Source organism: Tsukamurella conjunctivitidis, assembly GCF_007858475.1.
Lineage (GTDB): Bacteria > Actinomycetota > Actinomycetes > Mycobacteriales > Mycobacteriaceae > Tsukamurella > Tsukamurella conjunctivitidis.
Map to the genome: position 1 here is coordinate 645095 of NZ_VIGX01000001.1, position 24897 is coordinate 669991.

Annotated in this window: 23 protein-coding genes and 1 pseudogene; 15 read left to right on the plus strand and 9 right to left on the minus strand. The window is 73.7% G+C overall.

What is annotated here, in order from left to right; translation table 11 throughout:
• The first annotated feature begins 10 nt into the window (after positions 1-10).
• The 5 genes from FK530_RS03090 (at position 11) to FK530_RS03110 (ending at position 2697) form a co-directional block, all read left to right on the plus strand.
• Entirely contained in the window at positions 11-322 is a 312-nt protein-coding gene (locus tag FK530_RS03090) for a PE domain-containing protein (protein ID WP_146485470.1), read from the plus strand.
• Between the two features lie 2 nt (positions 323-324).
• Positions 325-1278, plus strand: a complete 954-nt coding sequence (locus FK530_RS03095) for a PPE domain-containing protein (RefSeq protein WP_158645013.1) — start codon at positions 325-327, stop codon at positions 1276-1278.
• A complete protein-coding gene (locus FK530_RS03100) occupies positions 1275-1997 on the plus strand; it encodes an ESX secretion-associated protein EspG (RefSeq protein ID WP_146485472.1) in 723 nt (240 codons plus the stop codon). Before FK530_RS03095 ends, FK530_RS03100 begins: the two co-directional genes overlap by 4 nt.
• Positions 1998-2066: 69 nt before the next feature.
• The gene (locus FK530_RS03105; protein WP_146485473.1) at positions 2067-2369 is read left to right on the plus strand and encodes a WXG100 family type VII secretion target; all 303 of its coding nucleotides are present in this window, start codon (positions 2067-2069) and stop codon (positions 2367-2369) included.
• 34 nt (positions 2370-2403) lie between these two features.
• Complete coding sequence (locus FK530_RS03110; protein ID WP_146485474.1) at positions 2404-2697, plus strand: WXG100 family type VII secretion target; 294 nt, start codon at positions 2404-2406, stop codon at positions 2695-2697.
• A gap of 79 nt (positions 2698-2776) precedes the next feature.
• Here the strand turns inward: FK530_RS03110 and FK530_RS03115 are convergent, their stop codons facing one another.
• The gene (locus FK530_RS03115) at positions 2777-4228 is read right to left on the minus strand and encodes a type VII secretion protein EccE (protein WP_158645014.1); all 1452 of its coding nucleotides are present in this window, start codon (positions 4226-4228) and stop codon (positions 2777-2779) included.
• 130 nt (positions 4229-4358) lie between these two features.
• Here FK530_RS03115 and eccB point away from each other — a divergent pair, with 130 nt between their 5' ends.
• Entirely contained in the window at positions 4359-5777 is a 1419-nt protein-coding gene (gene eccB / locus FK530_RS03120; protein ID WP_146485476.1) for a type VII secretion protein EccB, read from the plus strand.
• Positions 5778-5790: 13 nt separating this feature from the next.
• Here the strand turns inward: eccB and mycP are convergent, their stop codons facing one another.
• A complete protein-coding gene (gene mycP / locus FK530_RS03125) occupies positions 5791-7050 on the minus strand; it encodes a type VII secretion-associated serine protease mycosin (RefSeq protein WP_146485477.1) in 1260 nt (419 codons plus the stop codon).
• On the minus strand, positions 7050-8552 hold the full coding sequence (eccD, locus tag FK530_RS03130; RefSeq protein ID WP_158645015.1) for a type VII secretion integral membrane protein EccD: 1503 nt from the start codon (positions 8550-8552) through the stop codon (positions 7050-7052). Before eccD ends, mycP begins: the two co-directional genes overlap by 1 nt.
• Positions 8553-8741: 189 nt before the next feature.
• Between eccD and eccCa the strand changes: the two genes are divergently transcribed.
• Positions 8742-12791 carry a type VII secretion protein EccCa gene (eccCa, locus tag FK530_RS03135; RefSeq protein WP_231706472.1) on the plus strand — a complete coding sequence of 1350 codons (4050 nt, stop codon included), beginning with the start codon at positions 8742-8744 and terminating at the stop codon, positions 12789-12791.
• On the opposite strand, the gene FK530_RS03140 is transcribed toward eccCa, so the two are convergent.
• Genes FK530_RS03140 through FK530_RS03160 form a run of 5 tightly spaced genes read right to left on the minus strand, consistent with a single transcriptional unit; the run spans position 12769 to position 16777 of the window.
• Positions 12769-13095 (minus strand): hypothetical protein, encoded by a 327-nt coding sequence (locus FK530_RS03140; RefSeq protein WP_146485480.1) that lies wholly within the window; start codon positions 13093-13095, stop codon positions 12769-12771. The genes eccCa and FK530_RS03140 overlap by 23 nt on opposite strands.
• Before the next feature lie 47 nt (positions 13096-13142).
• Positions 13143-13943 (minus strand): LLM class flavin-dependent oxidoreductase, encoded by an 801-nt coding sequence (locus FK530_RS03145; protein ID WP_146485481.1) that lies wholly within the window; start codon positions 13941-13943, stop codon positions 13143-13145.
• Between the two features lies 1 nt (position 13944).
• Positions 13945-14211: a hypothetical protein gene (locus FK530_RS03150; protein ID WP_146485482.1), complete on the minus strand. Its 267-nt coding sequence runs from the start codon at positions 14209-14211 to the stop codon at positions 13945-13947.
• A 9-nt stretch (positions 14212-14220) separates the two neighbouring features.
• Entirely contained in the window at positions 14221-15384 is a 1164-nt protein-coding gene (locus tag FK530_RS03155) for a hypothetical protein (protein ID WP_146485483.1), read from the minus strand.
• Between the two features lie 55 nt (positions 15385-15439).
• On the minus strand, positions 15440-16777 hold the full coding sequence (locus FK530_RS03160; RefSeq protein ID WP_146485484.1) for a hypothetical protein: 1338 nt from the start codon (positions 16775-16777) through the stop codon (positions 15440-15442).
• Positions 16778-17082: 305 nt separating this feature from the next.
• Between FK530_RS03160 and rplM the strand changes: the two genes are divergently transcribed.
• From rplM to FK530_RS03195, 7 genes and pseudogenes are all read left to right on the plus strand, one after another.
• Positions 17083-17532 (plus strand): 50S ribosomal protein L13, encoded by a 450-nt coding sequence (rplM, locus tag FK530_RS03165; protein WP_146485485.1) that lies wholly within the window; start codon positions 17083-17085, stop codon positions 17530-17532.
• On the plus strand, positions 17529-18032 hold the full coding sequence (rpsI, locus tag FK530_RS03170; RefSeq protein ID WP_146485486.1) for a 30S ribosomal protein S9: 504 nt from the start codon (positions 17529-17531) through the stop codon (positions 18030-18032). The genes rplM and rpsI overlap by 4 nt, the downstream gene beginning before the upstream one ends.
• 153 nt (positions 18033-18185) lie before the next feature.
• Positions 18186-19520 (plus strand): phosphoglucosamine mutase, encoded by a 1335-nt coding sequence (glmM, locus tag FK530_RS03175; protein WP_146485487.1) that lies wholly within the window; start codon positions 18186-18188, stop codon positions 19518-19520.
• Between the two features lie 43 nt (positions 19521-19563).
• Positions 19564-20258, plus strand: a pseudogene (locus FK530_RS03180) (HAD family hydrolase).
• Positions 20259-20331: 73 nt separating this feature from the next.
• A complete protein-coding gene (locus FK530_RS03185; RefSeq protein WP_146485488.1) occupies positions 20332-20628 on the plus strand; it encodes a hypothetical protein in 297 nt (98 codons plus the stop codon).
• Between the two features lie 3 nt (positions 20629-20631).
• Entirely contained in the window at positions 20632-22347 is a 1716-nt protein-coding gene (locus FK530_RS26305; protein ID WP_146485489.1) for a hypothetical protein, read from the plus strand.
• 8 nt (positions 22348-22355) lie between these two features.
• A complete protein-coding gene (locus FK530_RS03195) occupies positions 22356-22538 on the plus strand; it encodes a hypothetical protein (RefSeq protein ID WP_146485490.1) in 183 nt (60 codons plus the stop codon).
• Between the two features lie 8 nt (positions 22539-22546).
• Here FK530_RS03195 and FK530_RS03200 read toward each other — a convergent pair whose 3' ends face one another.
• On the minus strand, positions 22547-23392 hold the full coding sequence (locus FK530_RS03200; protein ID WP_231706473.1) for a dienelactone hydrolase family protein: 846 nt from the start codon (positions 23390-23392) through the stop codon (positions 22547-22549).
• A gap of 94 nt (positions 23393-23486) precedes the next feature.
• Between FK530_RS03200 and FK530_RS03205 the strand changes: the two genes are divergently transcribed.
• Positions 23487-24893, plus strand: coding sequence for an NAD(P)H-hydrate dehydratase (locus tag FK530_RS03205; protein ID WP_146485492.1), 1407 nt, complete (start codon positions 23487-23489; stop codon positions 24891-24893).
• Positions 24894-24897 lie beyond the last annotated feature (4 nt).

Here is a 24897-nt window from a genome sequence, read left to right on the forward strand (position 1 = left end):
AGTACAGATCGTGACCGGTAGCAAGCTGAGCATGGATCCGCAGGAGGCGCGGGAGATCGCCCGCGGCATCGATCGGATCGTCGAGGACCTGCGCGGCGCGCAGAAGCGCTTCGAGGCGCACGCAGCGCCGGCGGCGACGGGCCGTGACGAGGTCTCGGTCACGGTGGCGCGGACGACGCAATGCATGGGGGAGGCACAATTCCGCGCCGCGGAGACCGCGGTCGCCGACCTGCGCCGCCTCGGCGACGCCGTATCGGGTCACGTCACCGCGGTGCAGCGCGGGGACTCGGAACTCGGCGCCACCCTCGGCCTGGTGGTCTGACGGTGCCCCGCGATCCGGGCTTCACCGGAGTCGACTGGTCGACCCGCACCACCGAGCGGCTGGCGGGTGATCTGTTGGGCGCGGCGGGCGCGCAGCCCCTCACCACGGCGGCGCAGGAGACCGCGCGCCTCGCTTCGGCGTACGGCGCGGCCGCCGTCCAGCTCGACCGACTCGTCGTGCGGCTCGACGGCGCGGTGGACATGGGGCGCAGGGAATCCGACGTCCGGCGCACCGGCCCGCTCCCCGAGTACGCGCGCTGGCTGGCGCGGCACGCGGCCGACCTCGCCGAATACGCCGCGAAGCTCGCCGGGCAGGCCGCTGCGTACGAGACCGCGGCCCGCGCGATGCCATCGGTGGCCGACGCAGCCCGGATCCGCACGGATCGCGAGAACGCCCAGGCGGCGGCCGCGGCGGGCGGCGCGGAGCCCGCGGTCGCCGCCCTGGTCGGCGCCGCGGCGGATTCCGAGCGCGTCGAGCAGCAGGCGCACGGCACCGCCGCCGCGGTCATGACCGGCTTCGAGCGGGCCGCGGAACCGCTCCGCGCACCGTGGGAGTTCGCGGCGCCGCCGAGCCTTCCGGTCGACCGCAGCCGGACGACCAAGGACAAGGGCGCCGGAGGCGGATCCGCAACGGGCCGCGGCGCCGGTGCGGTCGGCGCGCCCGCTGCTCCTCTCGGCGCCTTCCCCGTGGGGGTACTGCAGCGCGAACAGGGCGGCGGCGGCGCCACTACGGCCGCGTCGGCGTCCGGCACGTCGTCGGCCGCCGGCCGCGGGATCCCGATGATGCCCGCCGGCATGATGGGCGCGGCGGGCGCCGCTGCGGCGGCGAAGCACGCAGTGCAGACCACGGGCGCGGTGCCCTCCGACGGTGCGGATGACGAGCCCGATGCGTTCGTCGTCCACGCCGCTCCCGCGGTGCTCGGCGCACACGGCGAGTCGCTGGCGGAGTCGTCGTGACGGCGCACGCGGTAGCAGCGCTCAGCGCCCGGTTCGGTACCGAGGTGCCGCCCGTGCTGTGGACGCCGCCCGACCCGCGGCACACCGACCTGCGCGCACCGGATGCGCTGCCCGACAACGATCTCGACGACGACGAAGCCACCGCGCTGGGCGTGCTGGCCGCCGCGCAGGTGCGGATCGAGGCCCGCGCGTCGGGCGCGCTGGACGCGCGGCTGTGCCTGGCCCGGTCGGGGCATCTGACCGCGCGGGTGGTGCGCGCGGCGGGCACCGCCACCGTCGACCTGCCGCACTGCGACGGCTCCGCGGACCGGCTGGCGGCGCTCGTCGCTCCGGTTCTGGGAGGCGGGCGGCCGGCGGATCCCGCGGTCGCGGCGTCGTTCCCGGCCGAGGCGGGGCGGGCGGCGCTGCGCGCCGGCGACGCGGGCGAGATCGGTGCCGCGCTGCGGGCGACCGGCGTGGACGCGGACGCCGCGCGCCTGATCGGGCGGATCTTCGCGCGCTCGCAGCGCAGCGTCGAGTTCACGCTGTACGCAGGCGATCACCGGTGTGCGGTGGTGGTGGCGGTCATCGACGCGCCCAGCGGGCGGGTCGTGGTGCGGACGGCGAGCGAGCCGGGCACGGGAGCGTGGATCTCCGTCGCCGACGGCAGCGCACACCGCATCGGCAGGGCGCTGCGGCGCGCCTGCGAGGAACTTCCGGGGGGCGGCTGGACGCCGTGACCGGGAACGGTGCGCGCCAACCGGGCGCGGGCCGACGGTGCCGGCACGTCCGGCGGGGAGGAGCACGAAATGGCAACCGGAACCAGGGCCGAACTCGCGTCGATGAAGACCGGCGCCGACACGCTGGACGACCTCGGGGCGCAGATGAAGACGACCCTGAACCAGCTGCGCGGCGACGTCGAGGCCACCCAGGGGGTGTGGGCCGGCGCGGCCCAGGTCGCCTTCCTGGGCGTGATGGCGCGGTGGGACGAGAGCGCGGCGAAGGTGAACACCGCGCTCGTCGACATCAGCACCATGCTCTCGGGCAACACGACGAGCTACCGCACGCAGGAGGACCAGAACACCTCCGACATCACCGCGCTCAGCCTCTAGAGCGCGTCCGAACGACACAGGGGGAGACCACAGCATGAGCGACATGATCCGCTACGACTACGCCACCATCCGGGGAGCGCTCGACGACATCGCGCAGCGCACCACGGTGCTGATCCAGCAGGCCGACGCGATCCGCACCGAACAGAACAAGTTCGCGGGCGCGTGGGAGGACCCGGACTCGGCGACCGCCTATCAGGCGGTGCAGACCCGCTGGAACACCAGCTTCGAGGACATCAACGACCTGCTCGGGCGCGTGCGGACCGCGGCCGAGAACGCGGTGGCGTCCATGCAGCAGACCAACACCAAGGCCGCGGAGGGCTGGACGTAGACACTCCGTCGCACCGACGGACTCGGGCCCGGCAGCCGGCGACGGCTACCGGGCCCGAGCCGTGTCGCGGCGGTCCCGGTCAGGCGACGAGCCGCAGCGTCGCCGCACCCCCGTCGGTACGCACCGTCAGCATTCCCGGCAGGGGCTGGCTGAGCACCACGTCGGCCTCGGTCACGGGGGAGATCCCCGCCTGCTCGATGCGCCACACCGTCCCGGCGGGCTCGACCGAGCCCGGCGTCAGTCCCGCGGCGGTGCCGTCGAGGACGGTCACCGTGTAGTCCGCGGGGCCGATTCCCGCGTACTGCGGCGGAAGGTGCCAGCCGGAGATCCACAGGTGGCGTGGCGAACCCACCCAGTTCACCAGCGGCTGCCAGACGGCCGGCCGACCGGTCACGATGAGCACCCGTGCTCCGGTCGCGACCGCCCGCTCCACGAGCTGTCGCGCCGGGTCGTCGGCCACCGCCGCCCACACGGTGCGGACGCCGCGACCGTGCAGGCGCGCCGCGACGGGCCCGCCGGTCGCGTCCGAGCCCAGGACCTGTCCGCAGCCGCCGAGTGGGACGTGCAGTGTCTCGATCGCCTGCGCGGGGCCGCTCACCTCGTGATCTCCGCGTCGCGCGGGCTCCTCCGCTCCGTGCGCGGATCTCCACGCCCCGAGTCGGACACCGCCGGTGTCGTCGAGGCGCACCGAGACGCCGGCGCGGCCGGGCCCGTCGTTGGAGAACAAGGAGGTCAGTTCGCCTCGGGCGAGGGCCTCCGGGTCACACGGTGCGGAGTCCGCCGGTGGCGCGGGGTCGATACCGACGGCCTCCGACGGGCGTAGCGCGACCGCCGTGATCCCCTGCGCGCGGAGCACGTCGACGGTCCGTTGCGCCGCGAGCGCGGCGACCCGGAGCTCGGCCGACGGTCCGCCCCCGCGCCGCGCGCAGGCGGCCGCGCAGTCGGCGGGGTCGATCGTCACCGCGATCAACACCTCCGTCGTGGCCCATCGGTGCAGCGGCCCGAGCAGTTGCTGATAGCGCGCCCGCGGTGCGGGCGGCTCGCCCGCCGCCCGCCCGCCCGCGAACAGCAGGTCGATTCGGGCGATCGGAGTGTCCGCGTGTCGGAGCAGGCCGGCGAGCAGGCCCAGCGGCACGCCGGGGTCCTCCTGGCGGAGCATAGCCACCAGCTGAGGGGCCGCAGGGGCGAGCCGCACGAAGGCCGTGGACCGGCGGCCGGATCGACGGACTCCGATCTCGCCGCCACCCGGGTACGGCGCCGTGTCGACGGTGGCGGCCGCGGCGGTGCGGCCGCGGAGCCGGTCCGCCGCGTACTCCGCCCCCGACGTGCCGCGCACCCGGACGAGTGCCCCCGCGCCGATCGCCAGCGCCGCGGTGGCGGCCGCCCAGTGCGGCGCATCGAGCGCGGCGGCGCCGAGGCCGGCTGCGGCCGCGGCGGCCTCCGCGAGGAGGACCGCCCCGCTCGAGGGCCACGCCGCACGATGCCAGCGCCCGGGCGCGACGAGTCCGGTCGATCCGGTTGCTTGTTCCATTTCCGTTCCCCCTCGGGCGGCGGGACGTCTCCCCCGAAACGCGCTGCCGTGCGCCGAAAGTACCGTATTCTCCCTGTCAGGACGGCCGCTTCGGGGGAAGCGGCCGACACGCACCTTGGGGGAGGGCGTCATGCGGAAGCAGTTGACCACGCGCGCGCAGGTGAGCGGGTACCGATTCATCCTGCGGCGGATGGATCATGCGCTCTTGCGGCGGGATCCCCGCATGATCTCGGATCCGATGGCCTCGCAGTCGCGCTCGCTCATCGCCGGACTGGTGCTCGCGCTCGTGATCACGGGCGGCTGCGGTGTGCTCGCCCTGCTCCGCCCGCAGGGCGCGGTGGGCGACGCGAAGATCGTGCTGGCCAAGGAGTCCGGCGCACTGTACGTCCGGGTGGACGATGTTCTCCATCCGGTCACCGGGCTCGCCTCCGCGCGCCTGGTGGTCGGCGAAGCAGCACAACCGACATCCGTGAAGGACAAGCGGCTCAGCGACTTCCGTCGCGGGCCGGAGGTCGGGATCGTCGGTGCGCCAGCACAGATCCTCGGCCCCACCTCGGCGTGGAACGAGGGCGCGTCGCCCTGGCTGCTGTGCGACCGGACCCGCCTGGCGCCGTCGGACAAGCCCGCTGCGCGCGACGCCCTCGACACGATGGTCTCGTCGGTCGACTCGGGCGCCGCGGACGACGGTGCCGTGCTCGTCCGCCGCGACGGCGACCACTACCTGCTGTTCCGGGGCGTCCGCGCCGCGGTGGACCCGTCGGATCCGGTGGTGCGCAGGCTCGCCGGGCTCGACGGTGCCCCCGCCCGCGCGATCAGCGCGCCCCTGCTCAACGCCTTCGATCAGATCGATCCGATCGTGATTCCGCAGGTCCCGGCGCGCGGCCAGCCGTCGGTCGCCGTCAACGGCGCCCGCGTCGGCGACGTGGTGCGCGTCTCCGACACCGACCGCGACCGCCTGTACCTCGTTCTCGCAGACGGCGTGCAGCCGATCGGTGCGTGGGCGGCCGATCTGATCCGCGCCGGCGATCCCACGGGCGCGCCGATCGGGACGGCGTCGGCCGCCACCGTGGCCGCGGCCGCGACGCGTCGCGTGGTGCCCGTCGCGGACCTGCCCGATCGCCGGCCTTCGCTGCGTGCGGTCCGCGACGCACCGGTGGTCTGTGCGGCTGCGGCCTCCGACGGCGAGGGCGGTGGTGGCGTCGAGCTGCGTACCTTCCGGGCCGTGCCCGGCCCCGGAGCGCCCGTCGCGCTGGCGGGCGCCGACGGTGCCGGGGACGCGCTCGATGCGGCGTCCGTACCGGCCGGAACGGGCGAGTACGTCGTGGCCGCGGAGCCCGGCGGCGAGCGCCGCGACGGTCTGTTCTACGTCTCGGACTCGGGTGTCCGGTATGGGATCCCGGATGCGGAGACCGCCCGCATCCTGGGCCTGCAGCACAAGCCGCGCCCCGTGGCCTGGTCCGTGCTGGCTGCGATCCCGGCGGGTCCCGATCTGACCCGGGCCGCCGCGTCGGTGACCCGCGACGGTACGCCGGTCACCGTGGACCGGTGAACCGGGCGGCCGGTCAGCGGCGAGCGAGGCAGGCCGCGACGGCGGCCACGAGCAGCAGAGCCACGCCGCCGAGGGCGATGGTGCGTGGCCGGGTGTCCGGTGCCGGCGCGGGCGAGATGTCCAGCCGGCCCGGCGCGGGAGCCTCGCCGGGGAGAGCGGCGGATACCGCCGCCACGGGATCGACGATCCCGGCCCCGCCCATTCCCGCGGACCGGCGCGCGGTCGCGAGGATCCGGCTGCGCACCTGGGCCGCGGTGAGCTGCGGGAACCGGGCGCGCACCAGGGCGGCCACTCCGGCGACGTAGGGCGCCGCGTAGCTGGTGCCGGCGAGCGGGGCGGTGCCCTCGCGGGTGACCTGGGCGTTGGCGAGCCCGATTCCGCGGGGCTCCAGCGTGGTCACGTCGGTACCCGGCGCGGCGACCGTGACCCAGGGCCCGGCCAGGGAGAACTCGGCCGCCCGCCCGTCCGGCTCCGTCGCACCCACGGCGAGCACGTGATCGGCGAACCGGGCGGGCGAGGCGAGAGTCGCCGGCGCGGCGGGATTCGCGTTCTGCTCCGCGCAGGCGGTACCCGAGGCGACGTTGCCGGCGGCCGCGACCACCACCACGTTCCGGTCGGCCGCGTATCGCACAGCGCGCCCGAGGGCCCCGTCGCCGAGCGCGGACTCCGAACCCGCGCAGGCCACCTCGGAGATGTTCACGACGGTGGCACCCAGGTCCACGGCGCGCACCACCGCGTACGCCATCGTGGTCACGTTGCCGTGGCTGTTCACGCCGCGCTGCTGCGGTTCGAAGGCGGCGCTGGCCTGACGGATCGCGATGATCGTCGCCGCGGGGGCGACCCCGGAGAAGGCGTCGCCGGGTGCGGGCCGGCCGGCGATGATCCCCGCGACGGCCGTGCCGTGCGCGTCGCAGTCGTCGCGGCCGTCGCCCGTCGCCACGTAGTCACCGCCCGCGATCACCTCGCCGAGCCGCGGATGCGGTGTGACACCGGTGTCGATGACGGCGACCTTCTGGCCCTCCCCGCGCGTGAATCTCCAGGCGTGGTCGAAGCGCAGGGAACGCGCGACGTGGTCCGGGCGCGCGTAGTCGGTTCCGGGTTGGGTGCGGAGCGTGTTGCACTGGGAACGCTGCACCGTGGGCGCGAGCGGGCCGACGGGGCCGCGCGGCGCACCGTCGGGCGGAGGATCGGCGGCCACCGGCGCGCCGGGGATCACGGGCACCGCGAGGCTGAGGACGGCCGCCGCGGTCGCCGCCCGGATCCGCCGCCCCATCAGAGGTTCCGGACGGTGGCGTAGACGTCCCAGACCCAGCCCAACAGGGGGCCGGCCGCGGCGATCGTGAGGTACTCGCCGAGCTCCGCCAGCCGGCGCTGTACCGGGCTGAAGACGATCCCCGGGGCGAGGGCGCCGCACGCGAGCGCGAGGGCGCCGATCGCCGCGAGCCCCACGAGCCCCACCACCGGCCACGAGCCGAATCCCCACGCGAGGCTCACGGCGGTGCCGATCGCGATCGTCGCACCGGCCAGCACGCCCGCGCTCGCCTGCACGGGTTCGGCGTGTGTGCGGCCGCGCAGGCAGAAGGCCACGGCCATGACCAGCGCGAAAGCGAGGTGATGGCCCGGCAGTTCGCGCGTGGCCGCGCCGACGGCGAGCGTGGCGACCGCCCCGGCGGTCGCGGCGCCGACGGTGATCCCGGTGCAGATGAGCTGCGCGAGATCGGATCGCGGCGGGACGTCCCGCTCCTGCGGCTCGTCGTCGAGGCCCGCGGCGACCGCGCCGACACCGGCCACCGTGGGCGGCGGGTCGTCGTCGATGGGGTCGATCCGCTCGCCCGCCGCCGGCACGTGCGGCAGCGGCAGGCGCGCCGCTACGGCGGCGATCCGAGCGGCGAAGACCAGTACGAGGTACGCGACCACGGCGACGGTGGCGCCGATCGCGGCCCGGTGCCCGGGGAGCCAGAGGGCCGCGAACATCGCCGGGCCCGCGACGGCGGCGGCGGTGAGGAGTGCCGTGTGCACCACCGTGCCGCGGCCGGTGAACCGCAGCGCAACCAGCGCCGCGACGGCGGCCGTCGCGGTGGCGAGGAGCGCGTGCGGCGGGCCGTAGCGACCGTCTGCGCCGAGAGGCACGACGAGCGCACCGGTCACACCGGCGAGGACGGTGGCGCAGATCGAGAGCGCCGTGGGCACGGGGCCCGGTGCGGCCGTCCGGCGGCTCGACAGCACCGCACCGGTGAGCAGTGCCAGAGCAGTGGCGCCGCACCACAACTGCCCGAAGACGTGGTCGACCGCGGGTCGCGCGCCGTCGGCGCTCCGCGGACCGAGGCCGAGCCGCAGCGCGACCGCGCCCGTGGCGAGCGTCGCCAGGCCGAGCACGATCAGGCCGATGATCAGGGCAGCCCGTTCGTCCCAGCGGCGTCCGGTGACGAGATCTGCTGCGGTGCGGTCGAAGACGTCGTCGAAGATCGGCGGCGGGGGCGGGGCCTCCGCCACGAACAGGACCAGGAGCGCCCCGTCGGAGATGCCGGCGTCCGCGGGAGTCTGCGGGCCCGGGAGCGGCTCGCCCCCGACCGGCGCGAGGCGCCACGGTCGTGACCACGCGGACTCCGCGGAGCCACCGATCCGGTCGCCGAAGAGCCGCACCAGTTCCGGGATCAGCACCTCCGTCGGCGTGAGCAGCGGCAGAGAGACATCGACCTGCGCCCCGCCGCACAGCACCGAGACGCGACTCAGTCGCGCCACCTCGGCGGTCGTCTCCTCCATCACGTCGGTCACAGCGCCCCCTCCATGCCCTCGCCCGCGCCCGCGGAAGCAGGGCCCGATACTCATTGGACGCACCAGAGTCGCGATCGGTTCCCTTCCTGCCGAAGTTCGTCGAAAGTCCTCCGCCCACGGCCGGGACGGTGCACAGTGATGCCCACGACGGCGCGTGGGGGCGCGCCGCAGTCTCGGGGGAGGCCCAGCGTGGCTGACACGACCGACCTGGTTTTCGAGCCGGTCACAGAGGGTTTCGCGCGCAAGCAGCGACTCGCGCCGCCGCGCACGCCGGGCGGCGAGGTGGCGCTCCAGGCGCCGCCCGAGATCCCGCGCGCCGTCCCGGGCGGGTTGCTCGCCAAGCTCCTGCCGGTGGTCATGGTGGTCGCCGTGATCGGCATGATCGCGCTGATGTTCACCTCGGGCAGCGCCATGATGCAGAGCCCGTTCATGATGATGTTCCCGATCATGATGCTCATGTCGATGTTCGGCATGTACGGCATGAACAACCGCGGCAACGGCGCGTCCGCGGCGGAGCTCAACGAGGACCGCAAGGACTACCTGCGCTACCTGGGGCAGATCCGCTCCCAGGTGGACCGCACCCGGACCGAGCAGCGGGCCGCCCTCGAATGGATCCATCCCGATCCGGCCGCGCTCCCCGGCTGCGTCGGCACGCGCCGGATGTGGGAGCGCAGGCCCGCCGATCCCGACTTCCTCCATGTGCGCGTCGGGGTCGGCAGCCAGCGTCTCGCCACCCGCCTCGTCCCGCCGGAGACCGGCCCGCTCGAGGACCTCGAGCCGGTGTCGACGGTGGCGCTGCGCCGGTTCGTCCGGCACGGCGCCTCGGTGCCCGGACTGCCCGTCGCCGTGGCCCTACGCGGATTCCCCGCCGTCGGGCTGAGCGGCCCACGCGCCGAGGTCTTCGACACGGCCCGCGCGATGCTCCTCTCCCTCGCCGCGCTGCACGGCCCCGACCACGTGCGGATCGTCGCCGCCACGCCCGACGTCGACTCCGCCGAATGGGGCTGGCTGAAGTGGCTTCCACACGCGGCACATCCCACGGAGTGCGACGGCCTGGGGCCGGTGCGCACGGTCTACGGCTCGGCCGCGGAACTCGAGGACGCGATCGCCCCGGAGCTCGCCGATCGCGGTCCGTTCGCGCGCTCCGCTCCCGTCGATCCCACCCGGACGCACGTCGTGATCCTGCTGGACCGTGGCATCGCGGTGACCCCCGGAGGCGCGCTCGACGCCGCGGTCGGGATCGACGGTGTCACGGTGCTCGATCTCTCGCCCGAGCCCGACGCTCTCGCCGTTCGCGGCGGCCTGCACCTCGTGATCGACGACGCCCGGCGACTCGGCGCACGCAGCGCGGCCGGCGTCGAGTACTTCGCGCAGCCGGACGCGGTCACCGCGGGTGCGGCGCAGGCCACGGCGCGCCGGATCGGGCGGTTCCGGCCGGCGTCGATGGCGGAGCTCCTCGATTTCGACGGTGACGCGGGCGCGACCGATCCCGGCCTGCCCGCACTGATCGGGATCACCGACGCCGCCGCGATCACGCCCGAGACCGTGTGGCGCGAGCGCACCGCCCGCGAACGGCTGCGGGTGCCGATCGGAGTGGGGCCGCGGGGCGAGCCGGTGGAGATCGACCTCAAGGAGGCCGCCGAGAACGGCATGGGCCCCCACGGCCTCTGCATCGGCGCCACGGGTTCCGGCAAGAGCGAATTCCTCCGCACCCTGGTGCTGTCGATGGTCGCGACGCACCCGCCGGAGGCGCTGAATCTCGTGCTCGTGGACTTCAAGGGCGGCGCCACCTTCCTCGGCCTCGAGACGCTCAACCACGTCGCCGCGGTCATCACGAACCTCGAGGAGGAGATCGCGATGGTCGACCGCATGCGCGACGCGCTCTCCGGCGAGATGAACCGCCGGCAGGAGGTGCTGCGCAGGGCGGGAAACTTCGCCAACGTCGGCGAGTACGAGAAGGCGCGCCGCGCGGGCGCCCCGCTCGAACCGTTGCCCGCGCTCGTCGTCATCGTGGACGAGTTCTCCGAACTGCTCTCGCAGAAACCGGATTTCGCGGAGCTGTTCGTCGCGATCGGCCGCCTCGGCCGGTCGCTGCACATCCACCTCCTGCTGGCCTCGCAGCGGCTCGAGGAGGGCAAGCTGCGCGGTCTCGACTCGCACCTGTCCTATCGGATCGGGCTGAAAACATTCTCCGCCAGCGAATCCCGCGCCGTACTCGGCGTGCCGGACGCGTATCATCTGCCGTCGACGCCCGGCGCGGGCTACCTCAAGTTCGACGCGGATCCACCGCGCCGCTTCCACGCCAGCTACGTCTCGGGCGAGTACGAGCCGCCCACCTCCGCGGCGTCGACGGCCCGCCGGGGCACGACGGCCGGCGCCGCGGTCCGGGAGTACCTCAACGCCCCGGCCCCGATCGAGCGACGCCGCTCGTCCGGGCTGCCCGAGGGGCTCATGCGGATCCCCGCCCAGCCGGGGGACCCCGCGTCCACGTCGCACCGGCCGGGCGCAGCCGGGCCGGCGGTGGGCGCACCGTCGCTCCTGCAGACCATGGTCGCGCGACTGGCCGGTCACGGCCTTCCGGCACACGAGGTCTGGCTGCCGCCGCTCGACGAGTCCTCCGCCGTGGGCGAACTCGCACAGCACCTGCGGCGGACCGACTCCACCCCGCTGCGGGTCGCGATCGGCGTCGTCGACCGGCCCTACGACCAGCGTCGCGACCTCCTGGTCGTGGACCTCAACGGCGCGCAGGGCAACGTCGCGGTCGTCGGCGGGCCGCAATCGGGGAAGTCCACGGCCCTGCGCACACTCATCGCCTCGGCGGCGCTCACGCACACCCCGCGGCAGGTGCAGTTCTACGCGCTGGACTTCGGCGGCGGTTCGCTCGCCAGCATCGCGGGAATCCCGCACGTCGGTTCGGTCGCGGGCCGCCTCGACCCGGACCGGGTGCGACGTACCGTCGCGGAGGTGACGGGCGTGATCCGTCGTCGCGAGGCCGCCTTCCGCGAGCACGGCGTCGCCTCGATGGAGCAGTACCGCGCACACCCGGCCGCCGGAACCGACCCGTTCGGTGACGTCTTCCTCGTGATCGACGGCTGGCAGGTGCTGCGCAGCGAGTTCGAACCGCTCGAGCCGCAGGTCAACGCGATCGCCGCGCAGGGCCTCTCCTACGGGGTGCATCTGGTGATCGCCGCGTCGCGGTGGGGCGAGGTGCGCCCCGCCGTGAAGGACCAGCTCGGAACCCGGATCGAACTACGGCTGGGCGACCCGATGGATTCGGAGATGGGGCGCCGCGTCGCCGGTTCGGTGCCCGTCGGCCGCCCGGGCCGCGGCATCACCTCGGAGCAGTTGCACATGCTCGTGGCGCTTCCCTGCGGGGCCGGATCCGAGGACCTGCCCGCGGCGCAGGAGGCCCTGGTCGCCGAGATCGGTGAGCGCTGCGCCGACCACGCGCCCGAGGTACGGATGCTGCCCGACCTGGTGCTCCGCGATCGGATCCCGGCGCGCCGGGACGCGCCGCCGACGCACACCGTCTTCGGTGTGGGGGAGTCCGAGCTCGCGGCGGCGACGCTGCAGTTCGAGACGCAGCCCTTCTTCCTCGTACTGGGCGACAGCGAGTGCGGCAAGACCGAGACGCTGCGGACGATCATCGCCGGCCTCGTCGCCGGCGGCACCCCGCAACAGACGAAGATCGTGCTCGTCGACTACCGCCGGACGCTCCTCGGCGCGATCGAGGGGGATCACCTCGCGGGCTACGCCTCGTCGTCGGACGCGTTGACGCCGATGGTCACGCACCTCGTGCGGGTCCTGCGCGAGCGCTGCCCTGGCGCGGACGTGACGCCGCAGCAGCTCAAGGACCGCTCGTGGTGGACCGGGCCCGACATCTACCTCATCGTCGACGACTACGACCTGGTCGCGAGCGCGGCGGGTAACCCGCTGGCGCCGCTGCTGGAGCTGCTGCCCCAGGCGCGCGACGTCGGTCTCAAGGTGATCATCGCCCGCCGCAGCGGCGGTCTCGCCCGCGGCCTGTACGAGAGCTTCCTCGCTCGCATCCGCGACCTCGCGGCCGACGGCCTCGTGATGAGCGGCTCCCGGGAGGAGGGCACCGTCCTCGGTGCGGTCAAGATGTCGCCGCAACCACCCGGCCGCGGCACCTGGGTCTCCCGCGCACGTGGCGTCGAGCTGGTGCAGGTCGCGATGGTCGACGAGCCGGAGAGTGCTACCGGTCCCGGTGCACCGTGATCGACCCCGTCATCGCCGGCCACGGCGGCTTCCGCAGCACGGCGAGCGAGGCCAGCGTCGCGGCGATGAGTCCCGTCGCCACGCCCAGCAGGGCGATGCGGTCCGCGTCGACGGCCGGCGACCACACCGCCTGCCCATCGCGGACGGTGTAGACGCCGATCGCTGAGACCCGGTCCTCGCCGCTGCGTCGGCGCCGCACCCGGGAGACGGTGATCACCGTCGTCCCGTCGGGCGTGACGTGCGGATCCCCGAAGACCACGCCCCGCGGGGCGGCACCGGGCACGGACCTCAGTTCTGGGCGCATGCCTCCATCATGCGCCCAGATCGTGGGGGAGGGGCACCGTCGGCGCATCACGTCCCCGCCAGGCGCGAGACCACCGGGCGCATCGCCTGCAGCGTGTGCCCGCCCAGCACGATCAGCGAGAAACCGTACTCCTCGCGCCGGCGGATCAGGGTCTCGCAGATCTCCTCCACCGAGCCGTCCACCAGCGCGGGGGAATCCACCGCGCGCAGGGCGTCGAGATCGGTGCCGATGAAGGCGTTCACGTAATCGGGTGCGACGCCGTTCACCGCGAAGATGGAGGTCGCCAGTTCCACCCGGTCCCGCAGCGGCGCCGTGAGTTCGGCGAGCTGCTGCGCCGTGGTCGTCGGCGGGGTCGCCACGGCGACCGTGTCCGCCCGCTCCCGCGCCACCGCGAGGGCCTTCGGACCGCCCGCGGCCATGAGCACCGGGGTGTGGCCGGCACCGTCGAGCGCGGCGAGCGCGTCGAGGGTGTCCACCACCCGGGCCAGGCGTTCCGCGCCCGTCCCGAAGGGCACGCCGAGGGCCGCGGCGTCGGCGGCCACGTCGGGCCGCCCGGTGCCGATGCCGAACCGGAACCGGCCACCGCTGATCGTCGCGAGCGAATGCGCCTGCCACGCCGCGTGCTTCGGGTCGTGCAGGGGAGAGGCGACCACGTAGTTCGCCACCTCCAGCGTCGAGGTCGCGCCGAGCGCCACCGCCGCCGACGTGAAACCGTCCGGCAGCGGGTAGTTCTCGGGCAGCGCGAGCACGTCGAATCCGTCGGACTCGACCGATCGGGCGTACGTCGCCCAGTCGCCGAGCTGGGGCACCGGCAGTGCGGTCACCGCGAATCGGAAGGGCCTGGTCATGTCATGAACCTCCTTGTTCCGGGCCGATGGCGCCGGGATCGTCGGGCTGAACGAACCGGAAGTGCGAACCGTCCCGTTTCATGGCCCGGCGCTCGTAGACGCCCTCGATGTTCTTGCCGTCGACGGTGCCGCTCAGCCGAAGCCGGTCGCCGTCGAGTCGGGCCGTCACGCGCAGGGGCGCGTCGCCCTGCTTCGCGCGCAGCGCGAGCACGTCGCCGTCGACCTCGAGCATCCACGGCGTCGTCCGGCCCGAGGGATCCTGCGTCACCACGCTGTCCTACCCCGTGCTGAACTGCTTGATCGTCGCGTTGGTGTCGCTGCCGCGCAGCGTGATCGCCACGTTCGACCACGGCGCCGGGTCCCGCTGCACGACCCCGGCCGGAGCGCCGTCGATCGTGAACGACGTTGCGCTCCAGACCCCGTCGAGGTCGGAGCGGGGGGTGTGCATGATGTAGGTCATGAGGACGCCGCTCGCGGCGAGCACGGCCATCATCACCGCGACGATGCCGAACTTCACCACCTGACCGGTGATCCGGGCCCAGGACCGGCCCGCACCCGCCACGGGCATCGGGACCACGGGCGTCGCCGTCGGGCGATTGAGCGCCGCCCGCAACAGGTTCGGAACGTAGGGCGCCGTGAGCGCGATCGCCACGAGCAACAGCTCACCCGACACGATCTTCACGGGCACGTCGTAGAACAGGTTGAGCAGGAAGACCTGGGCCATCGCGACGATCGCCACCAGCGAGCCCAGCACGGCGGTGCGCCGCCACAGTAGGAGGACGCCGGCCGTCATCTCGATGAGCCCGGTGACCACCATGTAGGGGATCGACGCGCCCATGAACCCCCAGAGCGTCGCGAACATGCTGGTATCACCGGTGAGCTGCAGCTGGTGCGCGGGCATCGACATGAAGCCCATCTGCGTGGGGAGCACCTTCGCGATGCCGTAGAACAGCATCGAGACCGCCAGCACGTACCTCGCCAGCACGGCGAGGAGCCCGAGGAGGGAGCGGTAGTTCGGGCGGTCGCGGTCGAGCGCAGTCCACACCGCCACGATCACCAGTCCCACGACGATCCAGCCGAGGTGCATGCACCACTGCCACAGGCTGTCGCCGCCCGCGGAGAGGACGATGTCGACGCCCTCGCCCCGGCTGATGTAGCTGCCGATCTGGGCGAGCAGCCACCAGATGCCGGTCGATTTCCACAGGACGGCGAGCCCCGCGTTGCCGTACAGCGAGAGCAGCAGGATCCCGCCGCCGATCACGAACAGCAGGCGGAAGGCGAGCATCTGCGCGCGCGTCCACCGCGGCTCCGGCGCGGAGGGGGCGGGCGGGAGTGGCGCGCCCTGACCGGTCGGCCGACCCGGCGGGAGAGCGGTGACGGTGGACGGCGAGGTCGACGGTGCCGGGCCGGGCGGGCCCGCAGGGTTCCGGGGTGCGCTCATGCCCCGATCGTATGGCTCACTCATGACCACTCCTAGTGACAGATGTAACCCGGGATCAGGGGAAGTCGAGCGTCGGGGCGTCGGTGTCGGGCTCCGGGTGGGTGAAGCGGAGGGGCTCGGAATCCCGCTTCATCGGGCGCCGCTCGTAGGCCGCCGCGATCCCGCGGCCGTCGACCTGCCCGGTGATCGTCAGGTGGTCGCGGTCGGGCTGGGTGTACTGCAGCACCGTCTCCGGACCGGACTTGCGGGGCTTGATCGTGAGGGTGGAGTCGCTCACGTCGAGCAGCCACGGTGTCACCCGCGCGGCGGAGTCCTGCGTGACGAAGGCGTTGTACGTCTCGCCCGCGGCCTCCCAGATCCCGCGCCCGCGGTACGTGATGGCGACGTTGATCCACGCGGGGTCGGTGGACAGCTCGGCCTCGCGGCCGTCGACGCGGAAGGACGTGGCGTGCCAGGTGCCGTCGACGTCGCCGCGCGTCTCCGAGAGCGCGGACTTCATCATGACCCCGGCGGCCAGGCCGACCCCCGCGATCGCGACGATCGCCAGCACCGCCACGCCCTTCCCGGTGCGCCGCAGCCAGGTGCGGTCGGCGCCGGCGGCGGGCCAGATCGCCGGCGTGGGCCCGGTGGCGCGCCCGAAGCCGGCGCGGATCAGGTTCAGCCACTGCGGGGCGAGCAGGGCGATCGCGATCACCAGGAACTCGAAGCAGAGGAACTTCACCGGCACGTTGTAGAAGCTGTCCATGAGCAGCACCTGCACCATGGAGACGATCGATCCGAGCGCGCCCAGGATCCACGTGCGGCGCGACAGCAGGAGCAGCCCCGAGATCAGCTCGACCAGGCCGGTGACGATCGAGTACCCGTCGGAGGCTCCCATGAAGCCCCACAGCATGTTCATCCGGCTGATGTCCCCCGCGGGCTGCAGGGCGTAGGTCGGCAGCTGCATGCTCGCCATCTGGGTCGGGATCGCCTTGCCGAGACCGTAGAAGATCATCCCGCTCGCCAGCGCGATGCGGCCCACCTGCCAGAGCAGGCCGCCGAGGCTGCGGTAGTCGCTGCGCCCCCGGTCCAGGAGCGTCCAGAGCGCGGTGATCGCGACGGCGACCACGGCCCACCCGATGTGGTACTGCCAGATGCTCATCGAATCGCCCGAGTTGGACAACTCCGGCAGTTCCAGCGGGGTCCCGGTGACCAGCGCGCCGATGCGGGCGAAGGGCCCCTGCACGACGGACATCACGGGCGCGAACTGCAGGCTGCCGAAGACGGACAGGATCGTCAGGCCGCCACCGAGGGTGAACAGCAGGCGGAAGCCGATCAGCTGGGCGGTGTTCCAGCGCGGGGGCGGGGTCTCGGATGCGGGCGCCGCGGGCGTCTCCACAGTCGTGGTCGTCATGGAACGAAACGGTAATTTCCGACGGTGCGCGAGCACATCGGGGAAGACCCGGGGCGGCACCCTGAAACCGGCGCAGGGCCGCCGGCGCGCCCGCGGCGGATGGTGCGGCCAGTGCGGGGGCGCGGGTACCGTCGGCGACGTTTTGACCTGCGGGTGGGCACCCGCGTACTCTGGTCCGCTGGTGTGTGGCACCGCGCTGCCCTCTCGGGGGTGACGCGGAGTCGGGTCCCGGGTCTCCGTTGGTCGCCGGGAGTGCTCTTGCCGCACGCAGGACCGGCACCGAACCATCGAGCAGAGGATCTCCTGTGCCTACTTACACCCCGAAGGCGGGTGACGTGACCCACCAGTGGCACGTCATCGACGCATCCGACGTGGTGCTCGGCCGCCTCGCCGTCGCAGCTGCCAACCTGCTGCGCGGCAAGCACAAGCCGACCTACGCCCCCAACGTGGACAGCGGCGACTACGTCATCATCATCAACGCTGAGAAGGTCGCCCTCTCGGGCGCCAAGCTCACCGACAAGCGGCACTACCGGCACTCGGGTTTCCCGGGCGGCCTGAGCTCGCGCTCGATCGGTGAGGTGCTCGGCTCCAAGAACCCGGAGCGCGTGGTGCAGAAGGCTGTTCTGGGCATGATCCCCAAGAACAAGCTGGGCAGCGCCATCGGCGGCAAGCTGAAGGTCTACGCCGGCCCGAACCACCCCCACACCGCGCAGCAGCCGGTTCCCTACGAGATCAAGCAGGTGGCGCAGCAGTGAGCGACACGATCGAGAACAACGAGTCCGACGCCGAGGTCGTTCCCAACGAGTACACCTCGGAGACCCCTGAGGCCGCCGCCGAGACCCGCGCCCCCCGTGGCCCGGTCGTCGTCGAGCGCCCCGTCCAGACCGTCGGCCGCCGCAAGGAGGCCGTGGTCCGCGTGCGCCTGACCGCCGGCACCGGCAACTTCGTGCTGAACGGCCGCACCATCGAGGACTACTTCCCCAACAAGCTGCACCAGCAGCTGGTGAAGGACCCGCTGAACACCGTTGAGCGCCTCGAGTCCTTCGACATCGCCGCCAACCTCACCGGTGGCGGCCCGTCGGGCCAGGCGGGCGCGCTGCGCCTCGCCATCGCCCGCGCGCTGATCGAGGTCTCCCCCGAGGACCGCCCCGCGCTCAAGCGCGCCGGCTTCCTCACGCGTGACCCGCGTGCCGTCGAGCGCAAGAAGTACGGCCTGAAGAAGGCCCGCAAGGCTTCGCAGTACAGCAAGCGCTGATTGCAGGCTTTCACCAGGGCAGGCACCCGCATCCGTGCGGGCGCCTGCCCTGGTCTCGTTTCCACCTCCTTCGCCGCCGTCATGGCGGTACGCGCGACCGGCCGCGGGGCCGGTTCGCCTCCTCCCTCTTCTTTCTTCAGCGAGGTATGACCCATGGGGCGTCTGTTCGGGACCGACGGTGTGCGCGGCCTGGCCAACAAGGACCTGACCGCCGATCTGGCACTGCGGCTGTCCGCCGCAGCGGCGGCCGTGCTCGGCGCGCACGAACTGGAAGGCCGTGAGCGGCCCTTCGCGGTCGTCGGCTGGGACCCGAGGGCATCGTCGGAGATGCTCTCCGCCGCGGTCTCCGCGGGCCTGACCAGCGCGGGCGTCGACGTGCTGCTCGTCGGCGTGATGCCGACGCCGGCCGTCGCGCACCTGGTGGCCGAGTACGACGCCGCGCTCGGCGTGATGATCTCCGCCTCGCACAATCCCATGCCGGACAACGGCATCAAGTTCTTCGCCCGGGGCGGCCACAAGCTGGAGGACGCGCAGGAGGACGCCATCGAGGCCGCCCTCGACGATCCCGCGCCGCCCCGCCCGACGGGCGCCGCGATCGGCCGCGTCAAGCGGGCCTTCGACGCCGTCGACCGGTACGTCGCGCACCTCGAGTCGGCGGTGCACGTCTCGCTCTCCGGACTGAAGGTGGTCGTCGACGCGGCCAACGGCGCCGCCTCGACGGTGGCCGCGCGGGCCTACCGCGACGCGGGCGCCGAAGTGATCGCCATCCACGACGATCCCGACGGCCTCAACATCAACCGGGATTGCGGCTCCACGCACCTCGAGAGCCTGCGCGCGGCGGTGCTGGCGCACGAGGCGGACCTGGGGCTCGGCCACGACGGCGACGCGGACCGCTGCCTCGCCATCGACGCGGCCGGCCGCACCATCGACGGCGACGCCATCATGGCGATCCTCGCCATCGCGATGGAGGAGGCCGGCGAGCTCACCGAGCACACGCTGGTCGCCACGGTGATGAGCAACCTCGGCCTGCACCTCGCGATGAAGGCCGCGGGCATCTCGCTGCGGACCGCCGCGGTGGGCGACCGGTACGTCCTCGAGGAGCTGCGGACCGGCGGCTACGCGCTGGGCGGCGAGCAGTCCGGTCACATCGTGCTGCCGGCCCTCGGTACCACCGGCGACGGGGTCCTCACCGGCCTCAAACTGATGGAGCGGATGGCGCAGACCGGCTCGTCGCTGGCGGAGCTGGCGTCGGTGCTGACCGTCCTGCCGCAGGTGCTGGTCAACGTCAAGGTGATCGACAAGGCGGCGGCGATGGCCTCGTCGGACCTGGTCGCCGCGCTGGCCGCCGAGGAGGCCGCGCTGGGCGAGGCCGGCCGGATCCTGCTGCGCCCGTCGGGCACGGAGCCGCTGGTCCGCGTCATGGTCGAGGCGCCCACCGAGGAGGTGGCCCGCGGCACCGCGGAGCGCCTCGCGGGTCTCATCTCCTGACACTGCCTGTCGAAACGTTTTCATAGCCGGTACGGTGTGGGCTATGACAACGGGTGGGACCGGCTACGCCGGCGTGCTGTTCGACTTCTCGGGAACGCTCTTCCGGCTCGAGCCGGACACCGCCTGGTTCGCCGGGCTCACCGATGCCGAGGGGCGCGACCTCGATGACACCGCCCAGCGCGAACTCCTGCACCGCATGACGGTGCCCGTCGGGGAGCCCGTGCCGATGGACGAGGATGCACGGCGCACGCGCGCGACCTCTCGTCCGCCGACCATCGCGGCGCGTACCTGCACGTCCTCGAGCACTCGGGCGTCGCCGACGCGGGGGAACGGGAGCGGCTCTACGGCGAGTTCTCGAACCCGCTGAACTGGACGATCTACCCGGACACGGCGGCCGTGCTGCGCGCCGCGCGCGATGCCGGCCTCAAGATCGGCGTGCTGTCGAACATCGGCTACGACATCCGCCCGGCCTTCGCGCGGGAGGGCATCGACTCCCTGGTCGACGCGTTCGTCCTCTCCTTCGAGGTGGGGCACGCGAAGCCGGACCTCGCCGTCTTCCGCGCCGCCACCGCAGCCCTCGGGCTCCCGCCGGAGCGGGTCCTCATGGTGGGCGACAGCGCCGAGGCCGACGGTGCCTCGCGCGCCATCGGCTGCGGCTTCGCGCAGGTCGAGCCGCTTCCCGTCGACGCCCGCCCCGCGGGGCTCCTCGACGCGGTGCGGGCCGCCGGCGCGATCTGACGATCCGCGGGGGAACCGATCCGCCCGCTGGTGCGTCCAATGAGTAAGGGGACGTCTGAGCGAGGGGGATCGCATGGGCACGAAGATCGACGCGGCCGCAGTCTCGAAGGCCGGGGGCGGCTATTCGACGGTGGCCGACAACCTCGGCACCGTCGCCGGCCGGATCCGGGGCTTCACCGCGGAGGCCGGGGATTTCGGGCGGGAGTACCAGGCGGACGGCGCCGCCTACGCCGCCACGATGGAGGGGCTCGCGAAGGGCGTCGACGCCTGGCAGCTCGGCTCCCGCGCCTGCGGCAGCGGCCTGACGAATTCGGCGAGCGCCCACGTCACCACCGATAACGGCGGCGCCGATGCCGTCAACGGAGCCTGATCCGTGGCGGAGAAGACCGTCGACGAGATGCTCGACGGCGGCGCGGCGTGTCTGCAGTACTTCAAGGACATGCTGGACATCGCGAAGTGGCTCTCGTTCCGGCAGTGGCCCGACTGGCGTGACTACGTCTGCCGCAACTACGACAACGAACGCGGTATCGACCTGGCTTCGCTCCGCGGCGACGCGGTCATGCTGCGGCAGCAGGCGACGGCGGCCAGGCAGGCCGTGACCGATCAGGCGACGGCGCGGACCGGTGTGCAGACGGCGTGGCCCGATACCGCCGGCCGCGCCGCCGTCACCACCCTGAACGCGCATCAGACCCGCAGTGAGCCGGCGGCGGTCGTGCTCGAGCGCACCGCGACCGCGGCGGAGGCGGTACCGGACGCGGTGGTCGCGGCCGTGGCGGCCAAGATCTCCGCGCTCAGCGAGTTCACGACCAAGGACTTCGACATCGGCTGGGGGAGCGGGCTCAAGATGACGGTGCTCGGCGCGCTCACGATGGGTACGGCGACGGCGGTCGAACTCAACGAGGTCAGAATCCGATTCGAGAACCAGTTGGGAGCGGATCTGGTCGCCTTCACCAGCGCGTGCACGACTGCGAGCTCCGCGATCCACGCCGCCTACGCCGCCGTGCCCGCGGCGGGGAAGGGGATCGACGCGTCGCCGTTCCCCGCCCCGTCGTTCGGCACGATCACGGCGACCACCACCCAGAGTCCGACGGCACCGTCGAGCCCGGTCACGAGCGGCGGTGGCGGAGGGGGCGGCAGCGGGTCGCCCACCTCGTCCTCGCCGTCCACCACCTCCCCGAGTTCCACGACCCCGTCCTCGACGACGCCGACGTCGACGAGCCCGACCTCGACGAGCCCGACCACCACCAGCCCCACCACGACCGGCGCCACGACGCCCACCACGACCGGTGCGAGCACCACCCCGTCGAGCGCGACGCCCAGCGCGGGCACGGGGACGGGGACGGGGAAGGACAGCGGATCGTCGTGGCTCTCGCAGCTGCTGCCCAAGATCGCCGAGCAACTCGGCCTGGGGGACAAGGACAAGGCCGGCGACGGCAAGGATGCGGACAAGGACGACAAGGCCGGCGACAAGGACGGCGACAAGGACGCGAAGGACGAGAAGGTGCTGGGCACCGATGCTCTCGGCCGCACCGTGACCGCGACCCTCAGCCCGGACGGCAAGACGGTGGAGGTCACCGCGAAGAAGCCCGACGGGACGGTGGAGAAGGCGACCCTCAAGGTCGGCGAGGACGGCAAGCTCACCCCCGTCGACGGTGAGGACGGAGCGGGTAAGGACGGAGCGGGTAAGGACGGAGCGGGTAAGGACGGAGCGGGTAAGGACGGAGCGGGTAAGGACGGAGCCGGTAAGGAAGCGGGCAGCGCCGGGGCCGGCCAGGACGGCGACGGCAAGGCCGACGGGAGCGCCGGGAACGGTACGGCCGGTGGCGGCGCGCCGTCGACGGGCGCCGGTGCCGCGGCCACGCCGACCGGCGCGGGAACCGGGGCCGCGACGCCCACCTCGTCCGCGGACGGGGCGAGCCCGGGCGCAGGCGCGACACCGTCGGCCGCAGCGCCCCCGGTCGCCCCCACCGCCCCGTCCAGGCCGTCGAACGACGGCGGGCAGAATCCCGCCCCGGCAGGGGAGCCCTGCCCGCCCGAGGCGCCCGCGGAAGCGGGCACCGGAGCCGAATTCGCCGTCAGCGGAACCTAGGAGCCACGATGAGCAGCATCGATCCCCGTCCGGAGGACCACGCCCGCGCGGTGCGCATCGCCGCCCGGCAGCATCTGTTCGACGAACTGCTGCGGGTCGCGGGCGCCACCCCGGAGCCGGCGGAGGTCACCGGGCCGATCCCGGTGATCGAGCGGACGGAGCAGCCGCAGTCCTGGCTCAGCGCCGGCTGAACGGCGGATCAGGCCAGGCTGCGGAGGCGCTGCAGCGCGCTGGGCTGCTCGGGCTCGGCGTCGGGGTCCCAGACGAAGGAGCTGTCGCCCAGGTCCGCGCCGACCTCGGCGAAGGCCTTGTAGTCCTTGTCGTCGGCGAGCCCGCCCAGCAGATAGCCGGTGAGCAGCGCGCGGACCGCCTTCTGCGTCTTCTTGTCCGCGCCTCCGGCACCGAGCGCGCCGCGCAGCGAGATCCCCTCCGCGAGCCCACCGGGCTCGGCGTCGGACACGATCCGCAGCTCCGTCGGCCCTGCGTAACGCAGCGAGAGGACGCCGGCGTTCGAGGTCATCGAATGCTCGTCGCCGGGTGCGCCCAGGAGGAGGGCGTTCGCGTGCGTCCCGGTGGCGGCCTTCTCGGCCTGCGGCGACGTGGGCGCGGGGAACAGCGCCGCGAGCCACTCGATACGGGAATCGGCGGCGGCGGCGATCAGTGCCGCGCCGGTGCCCCAGCCGTGGCCGACGACGGAACGTTTGGCCTTGTTCACCGTGATGTCGCCGTCGCCGAGGCGGACCTCGGTGATCACGTCGAGCGCGGTGCCGAGGTCGATCGCGAGCCGGCCGTCGGAGCCCAGCACGCCGCCCTCGGTGTCGGGGGCCGCCACCACGAAACCCCAGGACGCGAGGTGCTGCAGGGTTTTGGTGTACCGCTTCGACGGGGTGAGCCAGTCGTGCGCGAAGACCACCGCGGGCAGGTTCGAGCCGCTCTCGGGCGTGTAGATCACGCCGGGCAGGCCCGCGACGCCCAGGTCGCCCTTGAGCACGCGGTGCGGCCCGCGGCGCTGCAACTGCTTCACCTGCTTGTTCGCATCCGTCACGCCGCTCACGTTAGCGGATGACCGCCGTCGCCCGCCGAGGTCGGCCGCTCCGCGACCCCCACCGGGCGCGCGAGCTCTGCCGTACCGTGGCGGCGTGCGGCACTATCACCATCCCGACTCCGTGCGCGCGGCGGAGGCTCCGCTCCTCACCTCGCTGCCCGACGGTGCGCTGATGCGCCGCGCCGCGTACGGCCTCGCGCAGGTCTGCGCGGCGGAGCTCGCCGCCCGCACGGGGGGAACGGCGGGGCGCCGCGTGACCCTGCTGGTCGGCTCCGGCGACAACGGCGGCGACGCGCTGTTCGCGGGTGCGTTCCTGCGCCGGCGGGGGGTCGCCGTCGAGGCGGTGCTGCTCGCGCCCGATCGCGCCCACGCCGCCGGGCTGCGCGCGCTGCGGAGCGCGGGCGGGCGGGTCGTCGCGGCACCGTCGCGCCCCGAACTCGTGGTCGACGGCATCGTCGGGATCAGCGCCCGGGGCGCGCTCCGCCCCGCGGCGGCGGACCTCGTGGCCGCGACCACCGCGCCGATCGTCGCCGCCGACACCCCGTCGGGCGTCGACGTGCGCACCGGGGTCGTGCACGGTCCCGCGGTCACCGCGGCGGTCACGGTCGCCTTCGGCGCCCTCAAGCCCGTGCACGCGCTGGCCCCGGCCCGCTGCGGCCGGATCGAGCTGATCGACATCGGGCTCGCCCTCGGCCCCGGCGAGCTCCGCGCCTACGACGACGCCGACCTGGCCGCGCTCTGGCCCGTCCCCGGCCCGGTCGACGACAAGTACAGCCTCGGCGTGCTCGGCGTCGTGGCCGGGAGCGAGGCGTACCCCGGCGCGGCGGTGCTGGCGACCGGCGCGGCGATCCGCGCGACCTCGGGCATGGTGCGGTACGCCGGCACCGCTCGCGACGCGGTCCTCGCCGCCTGGCCCGAGACCGTGGCGAGCGACGGCGTCGCGACCGCCGGCCGGGTGCAGGCGTGGGCCGCGGGGCCGGGCATGGGCGTCGACGGTGCCGCCGCCGACCGGCTGGCCCGGGTCCTCGATCAGGACCTGCCGACGGCGCTCGACGCGGACGCGCTCACGCTGCTCGCCGAGCACCCGGGGCTGCTGGCGGGCCGCACCGCGCCGACGGTGCTCACCCCGCACGCCGGGGAGTTCGCCCGGCTCGTGGGCCCCGTGGGCAAGGACAGGGTCGCGGCGGCGCGCGAGGCGGCCCGCGAACTCGACGCGACGGTGCTGCTCAAGGGGCACGTGACCGTGATCGCGGCGCCCGACGGCACCGTCGTGGCCGATACCGCCGGTTCCCCGTGGGCGGCGACGCCCGGCTCGGGCGACGTGCTCACGGGGCTCGTCGGCAAGCTCCTCGCCTCGGGTCTCGCCCCGCTCGACGCCGCCGCCTGCGCCGCGCGGGTCCACGGCCTCGCCGCGGCCCGCGCCGCGGACGGCGCCCCGACCCACGCGGCCGCGATCAGCGCGGCGGTGCCGGGCGTCCTGCGCGACGTGCTGCGCGGCTAGGCTG